Consider the following 21,958-nt stretch of genomic DNA (forward strand, 5'->3'; position numbering starts at 1 on the left):
TTAATCCACCCTCTTCAATGCGTTATAGTCTGCCTTGATTGCCCTATTTCGTCGATTTGGGTTCCGCGTCATTGATCTCGATCTTCAGCGTCCCCGCCTTGATCTCGGCTTCCTTGGCTTTTGCGATCGTGATTGATTCCGGAGTTGCAAGCTTTTCATCGACGACGATGCTGCCGCCGCCGGCACCGAGGAATGAATAGATCCCGAAATCAGCCGCTTTGAAGCTGCCCGCCTTCACCTCCGCGATCGCCTTGTCGGCCGTCGGCTCAAAATGCCAAAGCGCACTGGCAAGAACTGTTCCGGGATAATCCTTAGATGTATCGATCACATTGCCAATGGCCAGAACGCCGCGCTCCTTGGCAGCATCGGACACGCCGAAGCGTTCGGCATACATAATGTCCGCACCGGCATCGATCATCGCGAATGCCGCTTCCTTGGCCTTGGGCGGATCATACCAGGAGTTGATAAAGGTCACGAGGAACTTGACGTCAGGATTGGTTTCCTTGGCGCCTTGAATAAAGGCATTCATCAGCCGGTTAACTTCCGGAATTGCATAGCCACCGACAAGCCCGATTATATTGCTTTTGGTCTTGGCGCCAGCAATGAGCCCGGTCAGATAGGCAGGCTCCTGAATGAAATTATCAAAGGTGGCAAAGTTCGGCTCTACCGGCGGTAGCGAAGAACCCATGAGGAATTTGATATCTGGATATTCGGCGGCAACAGCGCGCGAGGGCTTTTCAACGCCAAATGCCTCGCCAACAATCAGATTTGCTCCCTGTTCGGCATATTCGCGCATAACGCGCTCATAATCCGTATTGGAGACATTTTCCGAGTAGGAATAGTCAATATCGCCACGCTCCTTGGCGGCATTTAGCGCCAGATGAATCCGGCTAACCCATTGTTGCTCAATCGGAACCGTGTAGATGCCAACCACTTTGATTTTTTCCTGAGCTGCCGCCGGTCCAAAAGCGGCCATTGTCAAGGCAGCGCCAGCGACGAGCCCGATGAAAGCCCTGCGGCCTAATTGGAAAACAGTTTTCATATCATTCCCCTTATTGTTTATTTTTTGATCACAACCCCATCACCGCTACTTAATAGGCAATGGCAGTTTTTCGCAATGTGAAAGGGAAAATGACAAGAGGATTATCTAGATTCTGCACAGCTCAACTGCGCAAGAGCACCAAAAGAAATTGGCGCCGTGTCGGGCAGGACAGGCGCCATCTCATGCCGGAAGGTCCGGTATATCATGCAGCTCTATTTCGGGCAGCACATTGAACGCTCTGCCGCACCCGGACGATAAAGCCAATTGGGTGGCATTTTCAGAACGTGAAATGCGCGTTCCTGTCTTTGCGGTGCCTGGCTCAGCCTGCCGACGCGCGCCATTAATGTGCGAACCTCATCCGACTTCACGCCATCACTCGCCATCATTTGACGGATGATCGGTTCAGCCAGCAATTCGTTCAGTGTTGGTTCAATCGCTTCCAGCATGATTCTCTCCTCAAATGATGACAGTGCTGGTAATCTGACCGCGCTCAATGTCGCTTGCATGTCGTCATTATGGCGGTTGTAAGAATTGCTTCGGGCGATCTGGAAAATCTTGCCATAAAGTGGAAAACTCCAAAAGCAATCAATGGACGCATGCGCATGCATCATTTGAATTTTGCTGCCAAGCGGCTTAGGGTCAGGGCTTGTCGCTATAACCAAAAGACGCCCGAAACGGCATATTTTCCCGCAGTTCGAATAATTCAAAGACTGTTCCATGCTCCGTAAGTTTACATTGCGTCGTCTCGGCGTCTTCTCCATTTTTCTCGCACCGAGCCGCTTGCGTGCCTTTGCACGAAGTCATGAAGCAGGTCTTGTTCTGGTTGCCGTACTCGTCGGCATTGTTTCAGGTTTCGTCGTGACCGCGATGAGCCGCATCGCCCAATATCTGCACTTGGTGATCTTCAACCTGCAACCCGGTGAACGTCTGTCATCATCAATGTCCGCAAGTCATACGGCGCTCTTTTTCGCTCCAATTGTGGGGGGTGCTATTCTTGGTGTCCTGCTCTTCCTTCTGGCGCTCTACCGTAAAAAGCCGATTGTCGATCCGATTGAGGCGAATGCCCTGCATGGTGGCCGTCTCTCACTCAATGACAGCATCATCGTCACCGTCCAGAATCTGATTTCCAATGGCTTTGGCGCTTCCGTGGGACTGGAGGCAGGTTATACCCAGCTCGCCTCCGGTTTGGCGTCAAAGTTTGGTCTGTCCTTGCGCTTGAGACGTTCGGATATGCGCATCCTCGTTGGTTGCGGCGCTGCCGGCGCTATCGCCGCCGCGTTCAACGCTCCATTGACTGGCGCATTCTATGCCTTCGAGCTGATCATTGGTTCCTATACTATTTTAAGCCTGACACCCGTTGTTGCCGCCGCACTTGTATCCAATCTTGTCGCGCGGGCACTTGCCGGTGATAATTTCGTTATCGACATTGGCGAGTTCGGCACCGTTGTTCCCGCCGACTATGTCCCGGCGCTTCTCCTCGGCTTGCTTTGTGCCGGTGCTGGTATCGCGCTGATGAAGGGCGTCGCTTTCGTTGAAGAACTCGCCCGCAAAAGCTTCATCCCATTCTGGATGCGACCCGTCCTTGGCGGTGCGGTTGTCGGCGGACTGGCCTTGATTTCCCCGCAGGTGCTGTCGGGAGGTCATGGCGCGCTGCATCTCAATCTGGATTACACAGGGCCTATTGCCGGCATTATCGGTATTATCTTGCTGAAAGCGCTTGCGTCCGCCATTTCCATCGGTTCGGGTTTTCGCGGGGGCCTGTTCTTCGGCTCACTTTTCCTAGGTGCACTCCTTGGCAAGCTCTTTGCTTTTTCCGCACCCTATGTCTTTGCCCACGCAACCCTGACGCCGGTGACCTATGCGGTTGTCGGCATGAGCGCTCTGGCAGTCTCGGTGATCGGTGGCCCTTTGACTATGACCTTCCTCGCATTGGAAATCACAGGGGACTTTCCGATAACGGTTCTCGTGCTTGCCGCTGTCATTGCGGCATCCATTACAGTCCGGAATACATTCGGCTACTCCTTTGCCACATGGCGCTTTCACTTGCGGGGTGAAAGCATCCGTAGCGCCCACGATGTGGGTTGGATTCGCAATCTGACAGTGGCCAAGCTGATGCGTACAGATGTGCGCACGGCTTCCGACAAGATGAGGATCAGCGAATTCCGTCAGGAGTTTCCGCTCGGCTCAACGCAGCGTGTCATCATTGTCAGCGATGAGAATAAATATGTCGGCATCATAATCGTTGCGGAAGCGCATTCAGGCATCACGGAGACAACCGATGAAGCGCAACCTATTGGCCCATTGATCAAATATCAGGGTGAGTATCTACAACCGCAAATGAATGCGCGACAGGCCGTACGCCTGTTCGACAATGCCGAAGCCGAAGCTTTGGCCGTCGTTAATGACATTGTGGAACTGAAGGTCGTCGGGCTTTTGAGCGAAAGCCACACGCTGCGGCGATACAGTGAAGAGCTCGACCGGCAACGCCGACACGTGTCCGGCGAAATCTGATCGCTCATCATATTCGCAAATTTTAACCCCATTTTAACCACGGTTTGTTGCAATGCGTAACATTGTGTTACTGTAATTGGAATCAAACCGGGGCAATCTCTTGCAATCAGGCACCAAGTCAGTTGGGAAATCATCTCCCGTCAACGGAAACTCCGCATTGGCATCAATGTGCAGCTTCTGGGGACTGCTTAGGGCGTACTGGACCTCCGAGCGCTGGGTTGAAGCCTGGACGCTGACAATCGCCATTGCGCTTTTGACCGCCGCAGCCAGCAAGGCCAGCGTCTGGATGGCGATGGCGTCGGGCGAGTTGATCAACTCGCTGGTCGATATACACGACCCTTTTGTCGTTAATCCGCTCAATGTGATCCTCGCAAATGCCGGTATTCTCGTTGCAATTGTTGCAGTCAAGGAAATTGGCTTCATCGGTGTCCGTCATCTCCTTTCGACAACCTTGCATCGTAAATGGCGCGGCTGGCTCAATGGCCGCTTCGGTGAGGCGCTGCTTGATGAACAGCACACACATTATCATTTGCAGCAGGGAAGTTCGGCGGAGCAGACTCCCGACAATATCGACCAGCGCATTCAGGAATCCATCAAGGGAATGACCGGCGGCGCCATTGGCCTGGCCATGGGCGTGCTGGGCGTCACAATGTCCATTCTTTTCGTGGGCCAGAAACTCATTGAACTTTCAACGCCAATACCCGGCCTTGATTTTCTTGGAGATTATGGCAGTGCCACGCTGGCCTTTACGGCCATTGCGCTCTACGTGCCGGTCAGCACATGGATTGCTATGCGTATTGGCCGCGCTCTTGAAAAACTCACCCTCGCCATGCAGCAATCCGAAGGCAGTTACAGAAGTGAGCTGACCACATTGTTGCGCCGCAGCTTTCAGGTTGCCGCTGCCAATGGCGAGACTGTTCAAAAGTCGTTAAATGACAAGCTCTACAGAAGCGTCGACAATAATTGGGGGCGTTTCAATGTGTTCGATGCCTGCTATATGTCGTTCACCTCGATCTACAATTTCTTTTCCGCCCGTATTGTCGCCTATATACCCGGTCTTCTGCCCTATATGGGTAATACCATCAGCTTCAAGAACTATATTACCGGTTCCGAGCTTGTTGGTTCGATGATCAATGAATGCTCCTGGTTTATCCATGTCATGCCCGCAATTGCCAATTTGAAGGCAAATGCACGGCGCGTTACCGAATTGGCCCAAGCGGTCGAGCGTGTCAGCCAGCCCTCGGAATATTATCGGTCCACAGGTGTCAGCGAGTTCAAATTTGCCACACAGCATGAAGCCTTTGGCGTCTCGGTGCGGGGACTTGAATTGATGCATCGCGACAGCGAGGCCAAAGCTTTTCTCACACTTGGAAATATGCGGTTGCGCAAGGGCCAATGGGCTTACATCAAGGGTGATTCCGGTAGTGGAAAAACCTGTTTGCTCAAAGCAATGAACGGGCTTTGGGGCTATGGCCGTGGTGAAATCTTTTACCCGAAAGATGCGGCAACAATGTATGCGGCGCAGGAGGTCAAACTTCCCGGCGTGTCGCTGAAACAGCTCGTATGCCTCCCAATGGATGAAAGCCGTTTTGGCGATTCCTCCGTTGCGGCCGCCCTGCACCGCGCCGGCATGGGCGACTTTATTGAAAACCTTGGTGAAGAATGCCGCGATGGCACGTCTTGGGACCAGCTCCTGTCGGGTGGCCAGAAGCAGAAACTGGTGCTTGCGCGCATATTGCTGCACAAGCCTGCGGTTTTGTTTCTTGATGAAGCAACCGGCGCGCTGGACCCGGACTCCAAGATCGCCTTCCATCAGGCCATCAAGGATCATTGTGCCGGAACCACCGTTATCAGCGTGATGCATGAGATCGAAGCGCCACGCTCGGTTTCCGGCGAAAACTTCTATACGCATATTTTGGAGATCAATGGCGGCACAGCTATCCAACGGCCACTTCTGGAGACATTGGTCGAGCCAGATCCGCTACCAACAACAAACTTCCCGCTGATTGCCGCCGAATAGCCCTTTTCGGAACACCGCGCTTTTTGTCCGGTAGAAGCAGTTCTGTTTAAATGAGACTACCGGTCATTTGCGCAAGCCATCTCTAGCGCAAATTGGCTCATATAACGCCGATTCTGTTCCCGGCCGAGACAGAAATTCGATAAAGAAAAACGCGCTTTAATCCTATCCGAAGGAATAGCCTGCACCGCGCACGGTCCGGATCGGATCAAGCGATCTGCCAATATTGATTGCCTTGCGCAAACGGCCAACATGCACGTCAACCGTGCGGTCATCGACGTAAATATCCGCGCCCCATACATTGTCCAGGAGCTGTCCGCGCGAGAACACCCGGCCTGGAGACTGCATCAGGAATTCCAGCAGGCGGAATTCTGTCGGTCCGAGCTTGAGTTCACGCTCTTTGCGGAAAACCCTGTGCTGTTCGCGGTCAAGTTTCAGATCTCCAAAGCTCAACACATGCGACAAGAGACTTGGATTGACCCGGCGTAGCATGGACTTGATGCGTGCCAGCAATTCCGGTGTCGAGAACGGCTTGACCATGTAATCATCCGCACCGGTTGAAAGACCGCGAACACGCTCGCTTTCTTCACCGCGCGCGGTCAACATGATGATCGGCAGGATTTCTGTCTCGCGCCGAGCACGCAGGCGGCGGCAAAGTTCAATACCGGAAAGGCCTGGAAGCATCCAATCGAGGATCAGCAGATCCGGCACCTTTTCGCGCAAGGCGATTTCGGCTTCGTCACCACGGCTGATGGTTTCGACAATATAGCCTTCTGCCTCCAGATTATAACGCAGGAGAACACTGAGGGCATCTTCGTCTTCAACGACTGTGATTCTGGGAGCTATAGGCATGGTCTGCTTCCGGCAATTATGGCGTTACTGGCTCGTCAAGAATAACGGTATGCGACTGATCTTCCTTCGGGCGTTCCGCCGGAAGCTGTGTTCCCGTTACAATGTAATAGACCGTCTCGGCGATATTGGTGGCATGGTCACCGATGCGCTCAATATTCTTGGCGCAGAACAAAAGATGCGTGCAAGCGGATATATTGCGCGGATCTTCCATCATATAGGTCAGGAGTTCGCGGAACAGCGACGTGTAAAGCGCATCAATCTCATCATCGCGTTCACGGACGATATTGACCTGTGCCACCGAGCGTGTCGCATAAGCGTCGAGAACATCCTTAAGTTGTGTCAATGCCAGTTCTGCGATGGTCTGCAGGCCGCGATAGACAGAGAGCGTCTGGCGCGTATCGTTGACAGCTACGACACGCTTGGCAATGTTCTTGCCAAGATCGCCGATACGCTCAAGATCGGATGAAATGCGGATCGTGCCGATTACTTCGCGCAAGTCGATCGCCATTGGCTGGCGCTTGCCGATGATGGTGATCGCCTTTTCGTCAATCTCGCGCTGACCGGCGTCGAGGATAAGGTCATCAGAGATCACGCGCTGGGCAAGCGCATTGTCCGAATTGACCATGGCCGACACAGCCTGTTCGACCATGCGCTCCGCATGTCCGCCCATCTCTGCAATCTTGTGCGTCAGAAACTTCAGTTCATCGTCATAAGAGCGGACGGTGTGTTGTGCTGTGTCAGTCATTGTCTAACCCTCTTCCCGTGAGATCAACCGAAACGTCCGGTAATGTAGTCCTGCGTGCGCTTTTCGGTAGGGCTGGTAAACATCATTTCAGTGTCACCGACTTCAACAATATTTCCAAGATGGAACATTGCCGTGCGTTGCGACACGCGTGCCGCCTGCTGCATTGAGTGTGTGACGATGACGATCGTGTAGTTCTGGCGCAATTCGTCGATCAGTTCTTCAACCTTTGCCGTCGCGATAGGATCAAGCGCCGAGCAAGGCTCGTCCATCAAAATCACTTCCGGGCTGACCGCAATGGCGCGCGCGATGCAAAGACGCTGCTGCTGTCCGCCGGAAAGACCGGTGCCAGATTCATGCAGACGGTCTTTCACTTCCGCAAACAGGCCTGCACGCTGCAGGCTTTTTTCCACGATTTCGTCGAGATGACTCTTGCTTTTGACAAGACCATGAATGCGCGGGCCATAGGCAACATTTTCGAAGATCGACTTCGGAAATGGATTTGGCTTCTGGAATACCATGCCGATACGGGCGCGCAACTGAACCACGTCGATCTTGGGATCATAGATATCGCGCTCATCAAGCGTGATATTGCCCGTGACCCTGCAGATCGAAATCGTATCATTCATGCGGTTCAGGCAACGCAGGAAAGTCGACTTGCCGCAACCCGATGGTCCGATAAGCGCGGTGACTTCCTTTTCCCTGATATCGAGACTGACTTCAAAGAGCGCTTGTTTGGCTCCGTAAAATACGGAGACGTTTTCGCCCTTCATCTTTATCGCAGGCTGGTTCGAGGAGTTATGCAATTTCTTTTCCACATCAACTTCGGATAACATGTTCATGTCCTTGTACCTCATTACCAGCGACGTTCAAAACGTCGGCGCAGCATGATCGCCGCAGCATTCATCACGAATAGGAACACCAGCAACACCAGAATGGCTGCGGCGGTCTTTGCCTGGAAGGCGACTTCAGGAAGGTCGGACCACAGATAAATCTGCACCGGCAGCACCGTCGAAGCGTCGGTTATCCCACCAGGAATATCGACGATGAACGCGACCATGCCGATCATCAGCAGCGGAGCCGTTTCGCCCAGAGCATGCGCCATGCCGATAATCGTGCCGGTCATGATGCCGGGCATGGCCAGAGGCAGCACATGGTGGAAGATGGCCTGCTGATGCGATGCACCGACGCCCAGCGCCGCTTCCTTGATTGAAGGAGGTACGGAGCGAAGTGCAGCGCGCGATGCAATGATGATTGTCGGCATTACCAACAGTGCCAGCACCAGCCCGCCAACCAAAGGGGCGGAACGTGGAAGGTCAAAGAAATTCAGGAACATCGCCAGTCCGAGCAAGCCGAAGACAATTGATGGAACGGCTGCAAGATTGTTGATGTTGATTTCAATGATCTCGGTCACGCGGTTTTTCGGCGCAAACTCTTCAAGATATATGGCAGCGCCGACCCCTAGTGGCAAGCAGAGCAGCAATGTTACGGCGAGCGTCCAGAGCGTTCCGGTCAACGCACCGCGAATACCTGCAAGTTCAGGCTCACGCGAGTCACCCGAGGTGAAGAAGCGGGTCGCAAAAGCACGTTCCACCAAGCCCTCGGACTTCATCTTTGTGAGCCAGATCGCAGCCTGATCCTGCACGCGGCGGTTTGATTCCGGCGTGACAAGCGTCAGCATGGACCAGCTGCCGGGAGCAGCAGCTTCGGCGCTTGCAGGTGTTATCAGCTTGACGCCATCAATGCCCGAGGGGCTGATCTGGCTCGCCTTGATCGTCCCGCCATTAACGTTGACAAGCAGGCTTGGCAGCTTCTCATCCAACTCAATAGCGACATTAGCGTCGGTGATGCGGGCATTCAGCGTCTGCGCCTCTGCTTTGATCGCATCGATCTGGCTTTGCAACGAGCTTGCTGCATTTGCATCAAGGCCAGGGATCAGCTTTTCAAGACGTGCGGATTCTGTCGTCAACTTTTCCAGACGCTCAAACAGAAAACCCTGCATTTCCTGAAAAGCCTTGGCGAAATCATCACCCGATGAACGCAGCGAATAGGTCTCGCCGTTAAGGGTCTGGGAAAGCGTTCCCGTACCTTCCAGCACGATTTCCGATGTCTGATAACCCTTCAGGAACTGATCTGCATCATCTGAAAGCAGAACAGGGACGGTCACTTCCTGACCGATCAGCGAAGGATTACCCGAAATCATGCGGCGGAAATCGTCGGATGCACCTGAACTGAGCAGGCCATTCAACGCGCGACGTTCCGCACGGGTTGAAACATCAGGAAACTGAGCGGCCAATGCGTCACGAATGATCTTGTCGTAATTACCAGCAAGAAGCGTCACAGGGTCGCGGGTGTTCTGTGGATCCAGTGCCGCCTGATCTGCGGTAACCTTCAGATCCACCCGATATTCTGAAAACGCGGGCAAGCCCTTGAACAGAACATCGAGCAGAACAACCGACAGAAACAGTGCCGTCAGAATAATTGCCGCGATCCCGTAGAACTTGAAGCGCCGCTCTGCGCGGTAGCGCTTCTTGACCAATGCATCGCGTGGGTAGTCGGTAACGGGAATGCCGTTGGATATGGTGATGTCAGTCATATTGTTCCCGATATCTCTTGACGATCTGGAGCGCGATGAAGTTGAGGACAAGCGTGAAGAAGAAAAGCACGAAGCCGAGAGCGAAAGCCGAGAGCGTTTTGGCACTGTCGAATTCCTGGTCTCCAACCAGAATGGTCTTGATCTGCACGGTAAAGGTCGTGACCGCTTCGAGCGGATTGAATGTGAGGTTGGCAGCAAGTCCGGCTGCCATGACCACGATCATCGTTTCGCCGACTGCACGGGAAATTGCCAGCATGAATGCCGACACGATGCCCGGCAAAGCCGCAGGAAGGATAACCTTCTTGATGGTTTCGGACTTTGTTGCGCCCATCGCATAGGAACCATCGCGCAGGCTTTGAGGCACCGCATTGATCACATCATCCGAGAGCGACGACACGAAGGGGATAATCATCATGCCCATGACAAGTCCGGCAGCGAGTGCCGATTCCGACGAGACCGAGAGACCAAAGGTTTCGCCCCATCCGCGGATGAATGGCGCGACTGTCAAGGCAGCGAAGAAGCCGAGCACAACAGTAGGCACACCGGCCAGAATTTCGAGAATAGGCTTCACAATTGCACGCGTGCGCGGGCTGGCATATTCAGCCATGTAGATCGCTGCAAACAGGCCGAGCGGACCAGCAACTGCAATAGCGATCACAGTGATCAGCAATGTGCCGACCACCAGCGGCACGATGCCAAATGCGCCGGATGAACCGACCTGATCAGCCCGGATCGCCGTTTGCGGCGACCATTGCAGACCAAACAAAAAGTCGATCGGCGATACTTTGGTGAAGAACTGGATGGTTTCGAAAACCACGGAAAAAACAATGCCGATTGTCGTCAGGACAGCAATGGCCGAACAGGCCAGCAAGACATATTTGATCAGTCGCTCGACGCTGTTTCGCGCGCGAAACTGCGGCCCGATCAGACGAAAACCCATCATTGCGGCGGCCAATGCAAGGGCAACGCCGCCAATCAGCAATAACCAGCCAGTAAGGCTGACAGCGCTTGAATAGGCCGATGCGGCATTGGCCAGTTCGGGCGAGGCAGTGCCTGCATAAGTACCGGCAAGAATTGAATGAATGTCGCGAAACACCGCGCTGCGGCCAAGACCATCAGCAATAGTGGCCGGGTCAATACCCGCAAGTGCCTGCGCCTCGACATATCGATTGGCAAGCGGCGCTCCCAGAACATAGACCAGAAGCATGGACAGCGCGATCAAAGCCGCAAGAAACATGCCGTGATAGGACGGAAGCGAATGGAGAGACGAAGGCTCCGCTCCGGCAAGGGATGACGCCCTTTGGCGACCCACCAGAAACAGCGAGACTGTCAATAGCGCGAGTATCAGGAAATATGTTGCGGTCATAGGCCTACCGATCCAGGTCCAAGGCTTGGCTTCAATGTATTTGAATGGCAGCCGGTCAGATCACCGGCTGCCATTCTTGATATAAAGCTTATTTCAGCTTGTCGCCGTTGATGGTCTCCATGGCCAGAACAGCCTTGGCAGCTTCAGCATGGCGCTCAGCTGGCAGCGGCACGAGGCCCTTTTCGGAAAGGTAACCTTCTTCGCCGCTTGCAGTGTCCGACACGTATTCAGCAGCAAACTTGTCCAGACCCGGGATAACGCCGACATGGGCCTTTTTGATATAGACGTAAAGTTCACGAGAAGGCTTGTAAGTACCGTCGGAAATTGTTTCGAAGGTCGGAACAACACCGTCGATTGGCACACCGGCCAGCTTCGATGCATTTTCCTCAAGGAAGGAATAGCCGAATACGCCAAATGCCTTTGGATTTGCTTCAAGCTTCTGAACGATCACATTGTCGTTCTCGCCTGCTTCCACATAGGCGCCATCTTCGCGAAGTGACTTCCAGACAGCTTCAAATGCCTTGGCGTCCTTACCCTTCAATTCCTTCAGAGCAGGAATTTCAAGCGCACCGGCTTCCATGAAAAGCTCATGCATGGAATCGCGTGTGCCGGATGTTGGAGGCGGGCCAAGTACTTCGATCTTCTCGTTAGGCAACGAAGGATCGATTTCAGACCAATTCTTGTATGGGTTGGCAACGAGCTTGCCATCAGCACCCGGAACTTCCTTGGCAAGAGCGAGGAAGAAGTTCTTGCGCGAAAGCTTCAGAGGAATACCGGCCTTTGCCTGGGCAACGGTCAGACCATCAAAGCCAACAAGAATTTCAACGATGTCCTTGACGCCGTTCTTGTTGCAATCGGCAAATTCGCTCTTCTTGATTGCGCGCGATGCATTGGTTGCATCCGGGAACTTTTCGCCAACGCCTTCACAGAAAAGCTTCATGCCGCCGCCTGTGCCGGTGGATTCGACAACTGGCGTCTTCATGCCGGATGTCTTGCCGAAATTTTCTGCAACAGCAGTGGTGAAAGGATAAACCGTCGAAGACCCGACGATGCGGATTTGATCGCGTGCAGATGCAGTGCCGAGCGAGGCTGCAATGCCGATGGCCGCAATTGCCACCGTTGAAAAAAGCTTGTTCATGGGTTTTACTCCTGTTTGAAAACTTTTGAAGTCACCGCTATCTACAGAAGGTTTATAACAGTCATGTGACACTAATATTACGGTTTGATCACAATGAGCGAGCCGCAAAAGCGTTACGATTAAACATTTGTATTTATTATATATTTTAGCCACGCTTATTCCCGTGGCAGCAAATGAAACTTCGGCGGCGAATTTCAACCCTGTTGAATTATATCACGATATCCGGAGCCCGTCGAAAGGGGATGCAGCTCTCCATTTGATGGATGTCCGTTCTTGTCCTGCGCAATGCTGGCAAAAATTTCAGGCCCGTTTTCGCCCTGCCGTTGATATGATTTACAAATTTCCTATTTAAGGATATTTATTATCCTTAAATCGAGCATTTGAGCCCTAAAACTGTCACGGGCAGGATTGAGCAATGATACTGAAAAGTCAGGTCGAATGGGTACTCCATTGCTGCGCCCTTCTGGCCGGGCTGCCGGAAAACCATTATCTTTCAACCAAGACATTGGCTGAGTTTCATGGTGTTCCCAAGGAATATCTATCGAAGGCGCTGCAAAATCTTTCGCAGGCCGCGATTGTCGAGACGACACTTGGGCCAAGCGGTGGCTACCGGCTTGCAAGACCGACCTCAGAAATTACATTTCTGGATATTGTCGAGGCTGTTGAGGGGAAAAGCCCGACCTTTGTCTGCAATAATATCAGAGAGAACAATCCTTGCCGCTCCGCAGACCATTGCGATACGAAGCCATGCTCCGTGGCTCGCATCATGTGGGATGCTGATGAGGCGTGGCGCAGCAAGTTGCGCAGTGTAACGCTGGCCAGCCTGGTCGAAACACTCGCTAAGGACGTTCCAGCTGATCTTTGGAAAAAGAGTTCCGAATGGGTTATGGCCCGCACGTAGATAACATGCGGGCCAACCCGGTTCGGCGTGATCGGCTGTTATATCGACAAGAATGTTACTTGATCGGGGTGGTCAAAGGGGTTTTCTCGTTGGTATCGACGACAAATACGGCAAGCAGCCGTGCCGGGTCGGTTTTACTGTCATTCGCGCTCACACTATGGCGATCACCCGGCATTTCAGAAAAGTTTTCCCCGGCTCGATAGACCTTCACGGGGCCGTCATTGACCTGGCTGCGAATGGCCCCTTCCAGAACAGTCGCATAGATAAAGGCGGAATTCGGGTGGGTATGTCCCGGCGAAGACCCGCCCGGCCCATATTCCACAAGAATGCCCTTGATGCTTTTACCCGGCACATTCGGCAGTTCATGTTCGTAAACAATAGTAACCTTGGCATCTGTCCCGTCGGCATGTGTGGCAGCGCTGTTCATGAGCAGCAAGCCAAGCGCCAATGCGGTGATTGAGGTTTTGATCATTTCAGTCTCCTTCGACTTTCGCTGTCTGGCGGCTCACTTGCGGCGGGGCGCCGTTGCGAACCATTCTTCAAAACCGATGGATCCAAGCCGCGGATCAAGGCCGGGCACGAGCGATTCATCGTTGAGTTCCGCGCCGAAATATCTGGCGTGAGCATCGACCACGACCGACCTTGGATCATTGGTTGCTTTCAGGTAACGGCCAACCAGATCGCTCAGCCGGACCTTTTCCGGGCCTGCGATTTCCACCGTCCCCATGACCGGCGGTGCAAGCGCCACTTCAGCCATGGCGTCCGCCACATCATCAGAAGCAATAGGCTGTACATAGGCAGGGGATAAATGCACCTTGTCGCCGACCGTCCCGGGTTCTGCGATGCCGCTGAGAAACTCGAAGAATTGCGTTGAGTGAACAATCGTATAGGGAATCGGCGACTTTCTGATCAGTTCTTCCTGCGCAAGCTTGCCGCGAAAATAGCCGCTTTCCTGCAAACGTTCGGTGCCGACCACGGAAAGCGCGATATGGTGCTTCACGCTTGCCGCTGCTTCGGCTGCAAGCAGGTTCTTACCGGAGGTCTGGAAGAATTCGAGAACATCCCTGTCCGCGAAGGATGGCGAATTGGCCAGATCAAGGACGATATCCGCACCGGCAAGCGCCTCGGTCAGGCCTTCTCCGGTAATCGTGTTGACCCCGGTATTCGGCGAGGCGGCGACCACCTCATGACCCTTCTTGCGCAGGCGTTCAACGGTCTTCGATCCGATCAGACCAGTTCCCCCAATAATAACGATTTTCATGGCAATTGTCCTTCGATGCCCGTTAATCCGGGTGTTAAGAGATCAATGTTCAAAGGTTTAGTTCAGGCCAGCCTTATCGAGACCAAAGGCCTTGTCCGATGATCCGGGCACAGTCCTGAAGGCCACATTGGCGCGGTTCCAGGCATTTATAGCCATGACCGTATAGGTTAGATCAGACAGCTCCTTCTCGGAGAGCTGGCCGCGAACGCGTTCGTAAACATCATCCGGAACGCCCTGCTCCGGCAGCTTTGTCAAAATCTCGGCCCAGGCCAAAGCTGCGCGCTCGCGCGGGGAGAACAGTGTCGATTCCCGCCAAATAGCAATGTGGTAAAGACGAAGCTCGGTCTCCCCATGCATCTTGGCCTGCTTAACATGCATATCGAGACAGAAGGCGCAGCCGTTCATTTGGGAGGCGCGGATATGTACGAGATCCTCGATCTTCTCTTCAATGGCACTGTCCTTGAGCGCCAGGCTGAAATCCATGAACTTTTTGAAAAACTCGGGCGACTGCTGAATGTAGTTAAGGCGCTGGCTCATATGTCTCTCCATTCGTCTATTATGGATATTTATTATCCTTAAGGATATTTAATATCCTTAATAGAAAAAATGTAAAGTGGGGCGCCTGCAATAAATTGCGCCTGCGCTCGCTCAGCTGCCCACATTTCACGTAAGTATTTGATTTAACGAACTATCGGCGATCCAAAAAATTGCCATCAAGCCGGTTGTTTTAGACCTGTGCCTCCGTCAGTCGCCCTCACGCCTTCGGGATGCTCTATTTTTCACCAGCCGGCCCTGTGATGCATGGTGCCCACAGCAATCAAAGGCAGGCGACATTGAGAGGCCGCCGAAGCGCTGGACAAAGGTTGTGGCTTTGTATTGCTTGAAAGCTTTTAATGGTTGGAACCAAAATTCACCGACACCGGTTACTTTTCGAAAGGAGGTAACCGTAATATCTTTGGCTTTTTGTTGTGCTCGGCGGACCCATTATTCTCGGGATAATAATGGCCTATGGCATGCTCAGACGCCGACGGTTGACCCCGTCCGAAAAAGAAACTCGCAACCGGAAAACCAGACAGCTTTACCAGTCGAAAAATTAGACGGATACGGCGATGCCAATTGATCCAATTCCAAGATCCAGCTTTTTGTGCCTGATGAAATCACCACTTCGAATGTCATGACATTTACGACCGCTGCGGAAGCATTCGCGGATATTCATTCGGTGTGGAAAGTTCACATCAATGATCATGGTCCCATGACACCGGACGAATTCAAAACCGAGTGTCTGCGATGGAACTGATCGCTATTACGCTCGTTTCGGGACTGCCAGATAGCTGCCACTGGCAGGCAAGCATGAACGGGCTCAGGGCATTGATGTAATGGGTAAAGTCTACAATGAATTTATCGAAAGACTCCGTCTGGCCGTTCAGGAGCATGAAGAGCGCATTGTCCGGTTGGAGGAAGGTGTCGAAAAAGCCTTTCGTAAATCGCGGTCAGGCGAGAAGGAAGACATTTCCCTGCAAACTGCGGACCATTACCGCCGCCTCGCTCACCATCTGCGGGAAGTCATTTCACGGCACGACCTGAAGCTTGCGCAAAAATCTGAACCCGAAGCCCAAAAGAACGCCGCTCTACCGCGAAGGACAGAGCGGCGTTGATCGATTTTTGAAGCGGAACAACTCGTCCGCTCATCTCCACGCCCCTTGAGGGAAAAAACGGAACTTTTGGTGAATTTCAGTGGTGGTAAATTGTTACCGAAGGCCTTGTTATATCCGGCGACAGGGTTGAGCAGCAAAAAACACTGTTAAATTGGATCGTCCTGAAGCTCTCTGAATCGGAGGACATCGTTGGAACCATCGATGCTGGCGAGCAATGCCAGTTTATCCGTGTAGGCCGAGGCGGAGCGGGCGATCAAATCCGCGACACCTATCTGAAGGCTCTGCGCGACATTACCCATTTCGAACTGCTGATCGAAACATTGGACGTTTCTCAACCTTTTCAGGAGGCAACTATCCTTTCAACTGCAAGTGCTGACACCGTCCAAGTGAGTCAAGGAGACCGCTATGGGCCAGATTGAAAATCCAAAACTTCCTGAATTGCATGACCGGATGGCTTCCGGTGGATATACGATCCTATGGGAAGAACTTTCGGGCTGTTTTGTTGTTTGGGGCGACAGTGGTCAGATCAGGGATGGTTTCGCTACCAAAGAGGACGCCACTTCATCCCCAGCGCCGCGCCCAAACGAAAGGACCGTGCATCGCACGATCCCGCATCGTTCACTAAAACCCAGCCCGCAGGCTGGCTATCATTCCATACCCAAGGCATTCATATAAAGTTCAAGGATCGCTTCTTCTTCCTTGCGCTCATTGGCGTCCTTCTTGCGCAGGCGAACAATGGTGCGGATGATCTTCGTGTCGTAGCCGCGGCCTTTGGCTTCAGCCATTACTTCCTTGATATCGTCGGAAAGCGTGGTCTTTTCTTCTTCGAGGCGCTCAATGCGCTCGATGAATTGACGCAATTCTGCTGCCGCTACACCTTCGACACCGCCCTGTGCGCCCAAATCATCCATGCTCATATTTCACTCCGTAAAACGTAACTGGCGACTCGGGGTTAAGCCGCGCGGAGCGTTCCGATGCCCGACGAAGGGCTAGGGAGTCAAGGAAATAGAGTCTGCGACCGCAGCCATCCGGACCTTTCAATGCCCGGGCTTGTTTGTCTCGAAGGCTGCCTTGGCTGCGTCACTTGCTTCGCGTTGATATTTTGCCTGCCAATCGGCATAGGGCTCGCCATAGATGATCTCGCGCGATTCATCCTTGCTGATCGCGATGCCGGAAGCTTCCGCCGCTTCGCGATACCAGTTGGAAAGGCAGTTGCGGCAAAACCCTGCCAGGTTCATCAAATCAATATTCTGCACATCGCTGCGGGCGCGCAGATGCTCCACCAAACGCCGGAAAGCCGCCGCCTCCAATTCGGTTTGCTGTTCCCGGCTTAAATCAGTCATGGATGATCTCCTCAATTATTCCCGTTCTTGAACCATAATGCCGAACCTCATGCATATCGGGTACTGCATTCATGCCTTCAAGGATTGGCCCCAGACGCTCAGCCCATAAGGTCGTGCCCGCATCATCGCCAATCAGATCCTGGCGTACCTCGATCAACGCATGGGCATAACCCGGCAGGATGCAATGCGTATACATTGTGTCGCCCTTGAGTGCCCCGTCATAGGGCTCATTATCGCCAACGACCAGCAGGGGATCTGCCCGTAAACCCGCCAATAAAGGCAGCACAGCGCGTGGATCCTTGTCCCAAAGTATGCCGGCGTGCCAGGGCCTCGGCGTCGCTTTCCAGAATGCGGTAAACGAGTGAACGGAAATAACCAGGGGCGCCTTGCCGCTCTGTTCCACCGTTTCCGCGATCGCCGCGGCAACCGCATCGTGATAGGGCCTGTAATATTGGTCTATGCGCTTCTTTCGCTCATCTTCAGACATTGGATTGTTGCGCGGTATCACGGCACCATCAGAGAGACGCATGATCAGGGTTGGATCATCATCGCCGCGATTTGGATCAATCAACAGCCGCGAAAACCCGCCAAGCACCGCTGGCACACCAAGCATGGCGGCAAGTTTGCGGGTCAACTGCTCGACGCCAATATCATACGCAATATGCCGCTCGAATTGCGCGGCATCCAACCCCAGCGAGCCATATTCTTCCGGCAACGCGCGGCTCGCATGATCGGCAAGCAGGACAAGGCCCTTGGCATAATCGCCATCAACCAGATGATAGGGAGAAAAGGACATGAAGACAGGCTCTTGCAACGGTGAATCTGACCGCTTTTGTCTTTCATGCCCTAGGCAGCAATGCAAGGCAGATTGTTCGCCGGCCTATTGGAACCACAAGAGCAATAAAGATTGGAGCACGATATGTTACTTCCATTGCGGCGGCTAAGAAGATAATAGCACTGCATGTCCAGTCGAATATCATCGTTAGAAAACGCCACTAAATATCTCACGTCTGCGGACAGAGATCACTTCTTCAAAATAAAACGTGAGATGGAAAAATCCGGAGCCTCGAAGAAGGATATCGAGGAGCGCTTGCACGCCTTTATGTGGAACATAATTGAGTCTGACGATGAAGACGAAGAGGATGAAGTGACCACGGACAAGGCGCCATAACAAATCGATTAGATCGAAGCCTGAGCCGGATCGTCCCAAAAACACCACAGCCGATCACAATCTTGTCGTGGCACCCCTCTACGACTTATTCACGCGTTGACAATGCGCGCGAAACTACCGAAAAGGAACCTCGTCTACCTGCCCTGAAGCCATTGGCTTAATTTTGGTGCTGGCAGGACCCTAAAAGACCGGACGGAGGCAATATTGAGTATGAGCATAAAGCTAAGATGGGGAAGCTTCCTCGCGGCATTTCTGTTCATATTCATTTCGGGAAGCGTTTTTGCGCCGACCCAGGCCCATGCCGATTTCCGCGTGTGCAATTCCACCCAAAATCTGGTCGGCGTTGCTCTGGGCTACCGCGCCAAGACTGGCTGGATCACGGAAGGCTGGTGGCATGTCAACGCCTCTTCCTGCACCACCTTGGTTGTCGGACCGCTGACATCGCGCTATTATTACCTTTACGCCGAAGATGCTCAAAGCGGCGGGCGCTGGGACGGCAAGATCAACATGTGCGTTGCCGAAAACCAGTTCAAGATAACCGGTATCAATGACTGCTTCGCACGCGGTTTCCAGCGTTCCGGATTTCAGGAATATGATACGGGCGAGCAGACGAGCTGGATGGTCCAGCTGACAGAAGAAAATCCTCCCTCATCTCCAATTGTAACGGATACCCCTCCTCAATGAGACGTCGCCGCAAGGTCAAAATTCTCGCCACGCTCGGTCCTGCTTCCTCCGACGAAGGCATGATTCGCAAACTGTTCGAAGCCGGTGCCGATGTCTTCCGCATCAATATGAGCCATGCCAGCCACGACCTGATGCGTGAACTTGTGCGCCGCTTGCGCAATGTGGAAAAAGAAGTCGGACGGCCAATCGGCATTCTCGCCGATTTGCAGGGACCCAAGCTGCGTGTGGGCAAATTTGCCGAAGGCAAGGTGGAACTCGTTGCAGGCCAGACCTTCACCCTCGACAACAATGAAGCGCTTGGCGATAACACCCGCGTTTACCTGCCGCATCCGGAAATTCTCAAAGCCGTTGAGCCGGGTCATCGCCTGTTGATCGACGATGGCAAGCTGGCGCTTGTCGCTGAAGCATCCGATGGCAAGCATATTCGCTGCCGGGTTGTTTCAGGAACGAGTATTTCCGACAAGAAAGGCGTCAGCCTGCCTGACACCACACTTGATGTCGGCGCTCTGACCGAGAAAGACCGCCGCGACCTCGATGCCGTGCTGCAGGAAGAAATCGACTGGGTTGCCCTGTCCTTTATCCAGCGGCCGGAGGATCTTGCCGAGGTCCGCAAGATCTCGCGCGGCCGCGTTGCTCTTCTCTCAAAGATTGAGAAGCCACAGGCCGTTACCCGCCTTGATGAGATCATCGAGCTTTCCGATGCGCTTATGGTTGCGCGCGGCGATCTCGGCGTTGAGATGCCGCTGGAATCAGTGCCTGGCATCCAGAAGCAGATCATTCGTGCTTGTCGCCGGGCAGGTAAGCCCGTTGTCGTCGCCACGCAGATGCTGGAATCGATGATCACTGCCGCCGTGCCAACCCGCGCCGAAGTGTCCGACGTTGCCACAGCCGTGTTCGAAGGTGCCGATGCGGTTATGCTTTCGGCAGAATCTGCAGCTGGCGATTATCCTGTAGAAGCCGTCGCAACAATGGCGCGCATTGCCGAACAGGTGGAGCGCGATCCAAATTTCCCCGGCATCATCCATGCCCAGCGCCCCGAGCCCAATGCGACCGGCGCCGATGCAATTTCGCTCGCCGCCCGCCAGATCGCCGAAACGCTCAATCTTTCGGCTATCGTCACTTATACCGCCTCGGGAACCACTGCCTTGCGTGCCGCGCGCGAACGGCCACTTTTACCCATCATCGCGCTGTCGCCTGTCGTTGAAACCGCCCGCAAGCTAGCGCTCGTCTGGGGGTTGCATTGCGTTGTAACCGACGAGGCCTATGATCTTGATGAGATGGTCGATCGTGCTTGCCACATTGCCTATCAGGAAGAGTTCGGTAATCCGGGTGATCGCATCATCATCTCGGCTGGCGTGCCCCTGCGTACCCCAGGTTCAACGAATATGCTGCGCATCGCCTATATCGGCTCCGACGGTCTGACCAGCGTCTGACGTCTAGCGCTGCAAGCGGTTGATTATAAAAATTCCGGCATGCGTAAGCATTGCCGGAATTTGCAATTTTAAGCTGAGCATATTGCTGGTTGCTACTCTAACGAAAGCTACGGCAGTTTAGAAAAGAGTGCGGACGGCATTGCAACGAGCCGCCAGCGCAACAGCTATGGAGCTTCCCGCTCATTTTCAGCATCTTAAGCAAAATACCCACAAAGCTAAATGATTTTCCCGAAAAAACGGGCAAATTTGCCGAAGAATTACAATCGATAGTGGTGATTTAGTTGTGATTAGTTGCAATCAACGAAATTACGTGCGTTGGCCGGTTAATTCATCTGCCAGTTCACCGACTTCTTTCTGAGCCTGACGCATCATCGGATAGACATTCAAAACCTGCTCGAATGCGCCCAGCGCTGCCTCTTTGCGGCCCGTTTCCTTGAGGATGGAAGCCATACCGGCCATGGCTCCAAAGTGCCGTGGTTCCAATGTCAGCGTCTTGTGAATATCAGCCATGGCGCGGCCGTAATCATTCATCACATAGTTCAATGTGGCGCGGCGGTTCCAGCCTTCCGCATAGTCCGGCTTCATGACGATGACTTGATCAAGAAAATCCAGCGCAACGGAATACTTCTTATCTTCCATGGCCTTAGAGGCCCAGCCCATCATCAGATCGATGCTTGCGCTGCCGGAATTCTGCCACTGGGCTTGGATTTGCGAGGCAATCCGCGATGCTTTCATCGCGTTGGTTTCCCGCTTCAATTGACCGAAAAGCTCATCCAGCCGGGCGGCACGCTTTTCCGCCAATGTTTTGCCGGGCAATGCGGCCTGTTGCGGAGTGAGGGCCTGGCCTTCAGCAGGTTTCCCCTGCGTATCAGCCCTATCTTCCGTTCCCGTTCTTTCTTGCGCCCAAGCGCTCTCCGCCATTGAAATCATTGGCGAAAGTACCGTTGAGAGCCCGAGTAAAATAGCAAAGACGTTCTGCATGACACGAATGTTAGTCCGTATCAGCAAAACGTCAAATGCAAATAACCGTGAAACGGTAAGATCAGCCCTGGCGTGCTTTGAAGCGCGGAGCAGTCTTGTTGATGATGTACATGCGGCCCTTGCGACGGACCAGCTGATTGTCACGATGACGGGCTTTGAGGGCCTTAAGGGAGTTCTTGATCTTCATTTCAGCACCGGTATCTTTCGCCCGAAACCGGGCACCAATAAAAAGCGCGCCTTTTAAGCGCGCCGGAAACACGTTGCG

Annotated in this window: 25 protein-coding genes; 8 read left to right on the forward strand and 17 right to left on the reverse strand. The window is 53.4% G+C overall.

Annotated elements, in window-relative coordinates:
- Positions 1-43 precede the first annotated feature (43 nt).
- Together QFZ34_RS11155 and QFZ34_RS11160 are read right to left on the reverse strand one after the other, a co-directional pair.
- A complete protein-coding gene (locus tag QFZ34_RS11155; RefSeq protein WP_115054159.1) occupies positions 44-1,042 on the reverse strand; it encodes a BMP family protein in 999 nt (332 codons plus the stop codon).
- Positions 1,043-1,254: 212 nt separating this feature from the next.
- Positions 1,255-1,488: a hypothetical protein gene (locus tag QFZ34_RS11160; protein ID WP_115054158.1), complete on the reverse strand. Its 234-nt coding sequence runs from the start codon at positions 1,486-1,488 to the stop codon at positions 1,255-1,257.
- 271 nt (positions 1,489-1,759) lie between these two features.
- Between QFZ34_RS11160 and QFZ34_RS11165 the strand changes: the two genes are divergently transcribed.
- A complete protein-coding gene (locus QFZ34_RS11165; RefSeq protein WP_307280808.1) occupies positions 1,760-3,553 on the forward strand; it encodes a chloride channel protein in 1,794 nt (597 codons plus the stop codon).
- 166 nt (positions 3,554-3,719) lie between these two features.
- Positions 3,720-5,573 (forward strand): ABC transporter ATP-binding protein/permease, encoded by a 1,854-nt coding sequence (locus QFZ34_RS11170; protein WP_307286250.1) that lies wholly within the window; start codon positions 3,720-3,722, stop codon positions 5,571-5,573.
- Between the two features lie 162 nt (positions 5,574-5,735).
- Here the strand turns inward: QFZ34_RS11170 and phoB are convergent, their stop codons facing one another.
- From phoB to QFZ34_RS11200, 6 genes are all read right to left on the reverse strand, one after another.
- Positions 5,736-6,422 carry a phosphate regulon transcriptional regulator PhoB gene (gene phoB / locus QFZ34_RS11175; RefSeq protein WP_008128223.1) on the reverse strand — a complete coding sequence of 229 codons (687 nt, stop codon included), beginning with the start codon at positions 6,420-6,422 and terminating at the stop codon, positions 5,736-5,738.
- Positions 6,423-6,438: 16 nt separating this feature from the next.
- The gene (gene phoU / locus QFZ34_RS11180; protein ID WP_115054154.1) at positions 6,439-7,167 is read right to left on the reverse strand and encodes a phosphate signaling complex protein PhoU; all 729 of its coding nucleotides are present in this window, start codon (positions 7,165-7,167) and stop codon (positions 6,439-6,441) included.
- A 23-nt stretch (positions 7,168-7,190) separates the two neighbouring features.
- The gene (gene pstB / locus QFZ34_RS11185; protein ID WP_307280822.1) at positions 7,191-8,006 is read right to left on the reverse strand and encodes a phosphate ABC transporter ATP-binding protein PstB; all 816 of its coding nucleotides are present in this window, start codon (positions 8,004-8,006) and stop codon (positions 7,191-7,193) included.
- A 14-nt stretch (positions 8,007-8,020) separates the two neighbouring features.
- On the reverse strand, positions 8,021-9,760 hold the full coding sequence (pstA, locus tag QFZ34_RS11190; protein ID WP_307280825.1) for a phosphate ABC transporter permease PstA: 1,740 nt from the start codon (positions 9,758-9,760) through the stop codon (positions 8,021-8,023).
- Positions 9,753-11,126, reverse strand: coding sequence for a phosphate ABC transporter permease subunit PstC (gene pstC, locus QFZ34_RS11195; RefSeq protein WP_115054151.1), 1,374 nt, complete (start codon positions 11,124-11,126; stop codon positions 9,753-9,755). The genes pstA and pstC overlap by 8 nt, the downstream gene beginning before the upstream one ends.
- 88 nt (positions 11,127-11,214) lie before the next feature.
- On the reverse strand, positions 11,215-12,264 hold the full coding sequence (locus QFZ34_RS11200) for a PstS family phosphate ABC transporter substrate-binding protein (protein ID WP_115054150.1): 1,050 nt from the start codon (positions 12,262-12,264) through the stop codon (positions 11,215-11,217).
- 415 nt (positions 12,265-12,679) lie between these two features.
- Here QFZ34_RS11200 and QFZ34_RS11205 point away from each other — a divergent pair, with 415 nt between their 5' ends.
- Complete coding sequence (locus QFZ34_RS11205; protein ID WP_307280830.1) at positions 12,680-13,165, forward strand: RrF2 family transcriptional regulator; 486 nt, start codon at positions 12,680-12,682, stop codon at positions 13,163-13,165.
- Positions 13,166-13,220: 55 nt separating this feature from the next.
- On the opposite strand, the gene QFZ34_RS11210 is transcribed toward QFZ34_RS11205, so the two are convergent.
- Genes QFZ34_RS11210 through QFZ34_RS11220 form a run of 3 tightly spaced genes read right to left on the reverse strand, consistent with a single transcriptional unit; the run spans position 13,221 to position 14,963 of the window.
- The gene (locus QFZ34_RS11210; RefSeq protein ID WP_370878740.1) at positions 13,221-13,637 is read right to left on the reverse strand and encodes a cupin domain-containing protein; all 417 of its coding nucleotides are present in this window, start codon (positions 13,635-13,637) and stop codon (positions 13,221-13,223) included.
- A gap of 33 nt (positions 13,638-13,670) precedes the next feature.
- Entirely contained in the window at positions 13,671-14,426 is a 756-nt protein-coding gene (locus QFZ34_RS11215) for an SDR family oxidoreductase (RefSeq protein WP_307280832.1), read from the reverse strand.
- Between the two features lie 57 nt (positions 14,427-14,483).
- Complete coding sequence (locus tag QFZ34_RS11220; RefSeq protein ID WP_115054146.1) at positions 14,484-14,963, reverse strand: carboxymuconolactone decarboxylase family protein; 480 nt, start codon at positions 14,961-14,963, stop codon at positions 14,484-14,486.
- 839 nt (positions 14,964-15,802) lie between these two features.
- On the opposite strand from QFZ34_RS11220, the gene QFZ34_RS11225 reads away from it, so the two are divergent.
- A complete protein-coding gene (locus QFZ34_RS11225) occupies positions 15,803-16,081 on the forward strand; it encodes a hypothetical protein (RefSeq protein WP_115054145.1) in 279 nt (92 codons plus the stop codon).
- A gap of 146 nt (positions 16,082-16,227) precedes the next feature.
- On the opposite strand, the gene QFZ34_RS11230 is transcribed toward QFZ34_RS11225, so the two are convergent.
- Entirely contained in the window at positions 16,228-16,380 is a 153-nt protein-coding gene (locus tag QFZ34_RS11230; RefSeq protein ID WP_307280839.1) for a hypothetical protein, read from the reverse strand.
- Between the two features lie 106 nt (positions 16,381-16,486).
- Here QFZ34_RS11230 and QFZ34_RS11235 point away from each other — a divergent pair, with 106 nt between their 5' ends.
- Entirely contained in the window at positions 16,487-16,756 is a 270-nt protein-coding gene (locus tag QFZ34_RS11235) for a hypothetical protein (protein WP_307280842.1), read from the forward strand.
- Here QFZ34_RS11235 and QFZ34_RS11240 read toward each other — a convergent pair.
- The 3 genes from QFZ34_RS11240 to QFZ34_RS11250 form a co-directional block, all read right to left on the reverse strand.
- Positions 16,729-16,998, reverse strand: coding sequence for a DUF2312 domain-containing protein (locus tag QFZ34_RS11240; RefSeq protein WP_008128240.1), 270 nt, complete (start codon positions 16,996-16,998; stop codon positions 16,729-16,731). The two genes, QFZ34_RS11235 and QFZ34_RS11240, sit on opposite strands and share 28 nt — an antisense overlap.
- A 120-nt stretch (positions 16,999-17,118) precedes the next feature.
- Positions 17,119-17,424, reverse strand: a complete 306-nt coding sequence (locus QFZ34_RS11245; protein WP_115054144.1) for a DUF1244 domain-containing protein — start codon at positions 17,422-17,424, stop codon at positions 17,119-17,121.
- Positions 17,417-18,220: an N-formylglutamate amidohydrolase gene (locus QFZ34_RS11250; RefSeq protein WP_307280847.1), complete on the reverse strand. Its 804-nt coding sequence runs from the start codon at positions 18,218-18,220 to the stop codon at positions 17,417-17,419. The genes QFZ34_RS11245 and QFZ34_RS11250 overlap by 8 nt, the downstream gene beginning before the upstream one ends.
- A gap of 252 nt (positions 18,221-18,472) precedes the next feature.
- Between QFZ34_RS11250 and QFZ34_RS11255 the strand changes: the two genes are divergently transcribed.
- The 3 genes from QFZ34_RS11255 (at position 18,473) to pyk (ending at position 20,712) form a co-directional block, all read left to right on the forward strand.
- Positions 18,473-18,595: a hypothetical protein gene (locus QFZ34_RS11255; RefSeq protein WP_307280849.1), complete on the forward strand. Its 123-nt coding sequence runs from the start codon at positions 18,473-18,475 to the stop codon at positions 18,593-18,595.
- 210 nt (positions 18,596-18,805) lie between these two features.
- The gene (locus tag QFZ34_RS11260) at positions 18,806-19,279 is read left to right on the forward strand and encodes a DUF1036 domain-containing protein (protein WP_307286259.1); all 474 of its coding nucleotides are present in this window, start codon (positions 18,806-18,808) and stop codon (positions 19,277-19,279) included.
- A complete protein-coding gene (gene pyk, locus QFZ34_RS11265; RefSeq protein WP_115054140.1) occupies positions 19,276-20,712 on the forward strand; it encodes a pyruvate kinase in 1,437 nt (478 codons plus the stop codon). The genes QFZ34_RS11260 and pyk overlap by 4 nt, the downstream gene beginning before the upstream one ends.
- Before the next feature lie 306 nt (positions 20,713-21,018).
- Here pyk and QFZ34_RS11270 read toward each other — a convergent pair whose 3' ends face one another.
- Positions 21,019-21,693, reverse strand: coding sequence for a tetratricopeptide repeat protein (locus tag QFZ34_RS11270; protein WP_307280856.1), 675 nt, complete (start codon positions 21,691-21,693; stop codon positions 21,019-21,021).
- 61 nt (positions 21,694-21,754) lie between these two features.
- Positions 21,755-21,880: a type B 50S ribosomal protein L36 gene (gene ykgO / locus QFZ34_RS11275; protein ID WP_040856283.1), complete on the reverse strand. Its 126-nt coding sequence runs from the start codon at positions 21,878-21,880 to the stop codon at positions 21,755-21,757.
- Positions 21,881-21,958 lie beyond the last annotated feature (78 nt).

The sequence above is a fragment of the Phyllobacterium ifriqiyense genome, assembly GCF_030817885.1.
Taxonomy (GTDB): Bacteria; Pseudomonadota; Alphaproteobacteria; order Rhizobiales; family Rhizobiaceae; genus Phyllobacterium; species Phyllobacterium ifriqiyense.

Bases quoted from the DNA above. Each gene is read 5' to 3' on its own strand.
- QFZ34_RS11155 (WP_115054159.1), bottom strand. From the start codon at position 1,042: ATGAAAACTGTTTTCCAATTAGGCCGCAGGGCTTTCATCGGGCTCGTC.
- QFZ34_RS11160 (WP_115054158.1), bottom strand. From the start codon at position 1,488: ATGCTGGAAGCGATTGAACCAACACTGAACGAATTGCTGGCTGAACCG.
- QFZ34_RS11165 (WP_307280808.1), top strand. From the start codon at position 1,760: ATGCTCCGTAAGTTTACATTGCGTCGTCTCGGCGTCTTCTCCATTTTT.
- QFZ34_RS11170 (WP_307286250.1), top strand. From the start codon at position 3,720: ATGTGCAGCTTCTGGGGACTGCTTAGGGCGTACTGGACCTCCGAGCGC.
- phoB (WP_008128223.1), bottom strand. From the start codon at position 6,422: ATGCCTATAGCTCCCAGAATCACAGTCGTTGAAGACGAAGATGCCCTC.
- phoU (WP_115054154.1), bottom strand. From the start codon at position 7,167: ATGACTGACACAGCACAACACACCGTCCGCTCTTATGACGATGAACTG.
- pstB (WP_307280822.1), bottom strand. From the start codon at position 8,006: ATGAACATGTTATCCGAAGTTGATGTGGAAAAGAAATTGCATAACTCC.
- pstA (WP_307280825.1), bottom strand. From the start codon at position 9,760: ATGACTGACATCACCATATCCAACGGCATTCCCGTTACCGACTACCCA.
- pstC (WP_115054151.1), bottom strand. From the start codon at position 11,126: ATGACCGCAACATATTTCCTGATACTCGCGCTATTGACAGTCTCGCTG.
- QFZ34_RS11200 (WP_115054150.1), bottom strand. From the start codon at position 12,264: ATGAACAAGCTTTTTTCAACGGTGGCAATTGCGGCCATCGGCATTGCA.
- QFZ34_RS11205 (WP_307280830.1), top strand. From the start codon at position 12,680: ATGATACTGAAAAGTCAGGTCGAATGGGTACTCCATTGCTGCGCCCTT.
- QFZ34_RS11210 (WP_370878740.1), bottom strand. From the start codon at position 13,637: ATGATCAAAACCTCAATCACCGCATTGGCGCTTGGCTTGCTGCTCATG.
- QFZ34_RS11215 (WP_307280832.1), bottom strand. From the start codon at position 14,426: ATGAAAATCGTTATTATTGGGGGAACTGGTCTGATCGGATCGAAGACC.
- QFZ34_RS11220 (WP_115054146.1), bottom strand. From the start codon at position 14,963: ATGAGCCAGCGCCTTAACTACATTCAGCAGTCGCCCGAGTTTTTCAAA.
- QFZ34_RS11225 (WP_115054145.1), top strand. From the start codon at position 15,803: ATGGGTAAAGTCTACAATGAATTTATCGAAAGACTCCGTCTGGCCGTT.
- QFZ34_RS11230 (WP_307280839.1), bottom strand. From the start codon at position 16,380: ATGGGTAATGTCGCGCAGAGCCTTCAGATAGGTGTCGCGGATTTGATC.
- QFZ34_RS11235 (WP_307280842.1), top strand. From the start codon at position 16,487: ATGGGCCAGATTGAAAATCCAAAACTTCCTGAATTGCATGACCGGATG.
- QFZ34_RS11240 (WP_008128240.1), bottom strand. From the start codon at position 16,998: ATGAGCATGGATGATTTGGGCGCACAGGGCGGTGTCGAAGGTGTAGCG.
- QFZ34_RS11245 (WP_115054144.1), bottom strand. From the start codon at position 17,424: ATGACTGATTTAAGCCGGGAACAGCAAACCGAATTGGAGGCGGCGGCT.
- QFZ34_RS11250 (WP_307280847.1), bottom strand. From the start codon at position 18,220: ATGTCCTTTTCTCCCTATCATCTGGTTGATGGCGATTATGCCAAGGGC.
- QFZ34_RS11255 (WP_307280849.1), top strand. From the start codon at position 18,473: ATGGAAAAATCCGGAGCCTCGAAGAAGGATATCGAGGAGCGCTTGCAC.
- QFZ34_RS11260 (WP_307286259.1), top strand. From the start codon at position 18,806: ATGAGCATAAAGCTAAGATGGGGAAGCTTCCTCGCGGCATTTCTGTTC.
- pyk (WP_115054140.1), top strand. From the start codon at position 19,276: ATGAGACGTCGCCGCAAGGTCAAAATTCTCGCCACGCTCGGTCCTGCT.
- QFZ34_RS11270 (WP_307280856.1), bottom strand. From the start codon at position 21,693: ATGCAGAACGTCTTTGCTATTTTACTCGGGCTCTCAACGGTACTTTCG.
- ykgO (WP_040856283.1), bottom strand. From the start codon at position 21,880: ATGAAGATCAAGAACTCCCTTAAGGCCCTCAAAGCCCGTCATCGTGAC.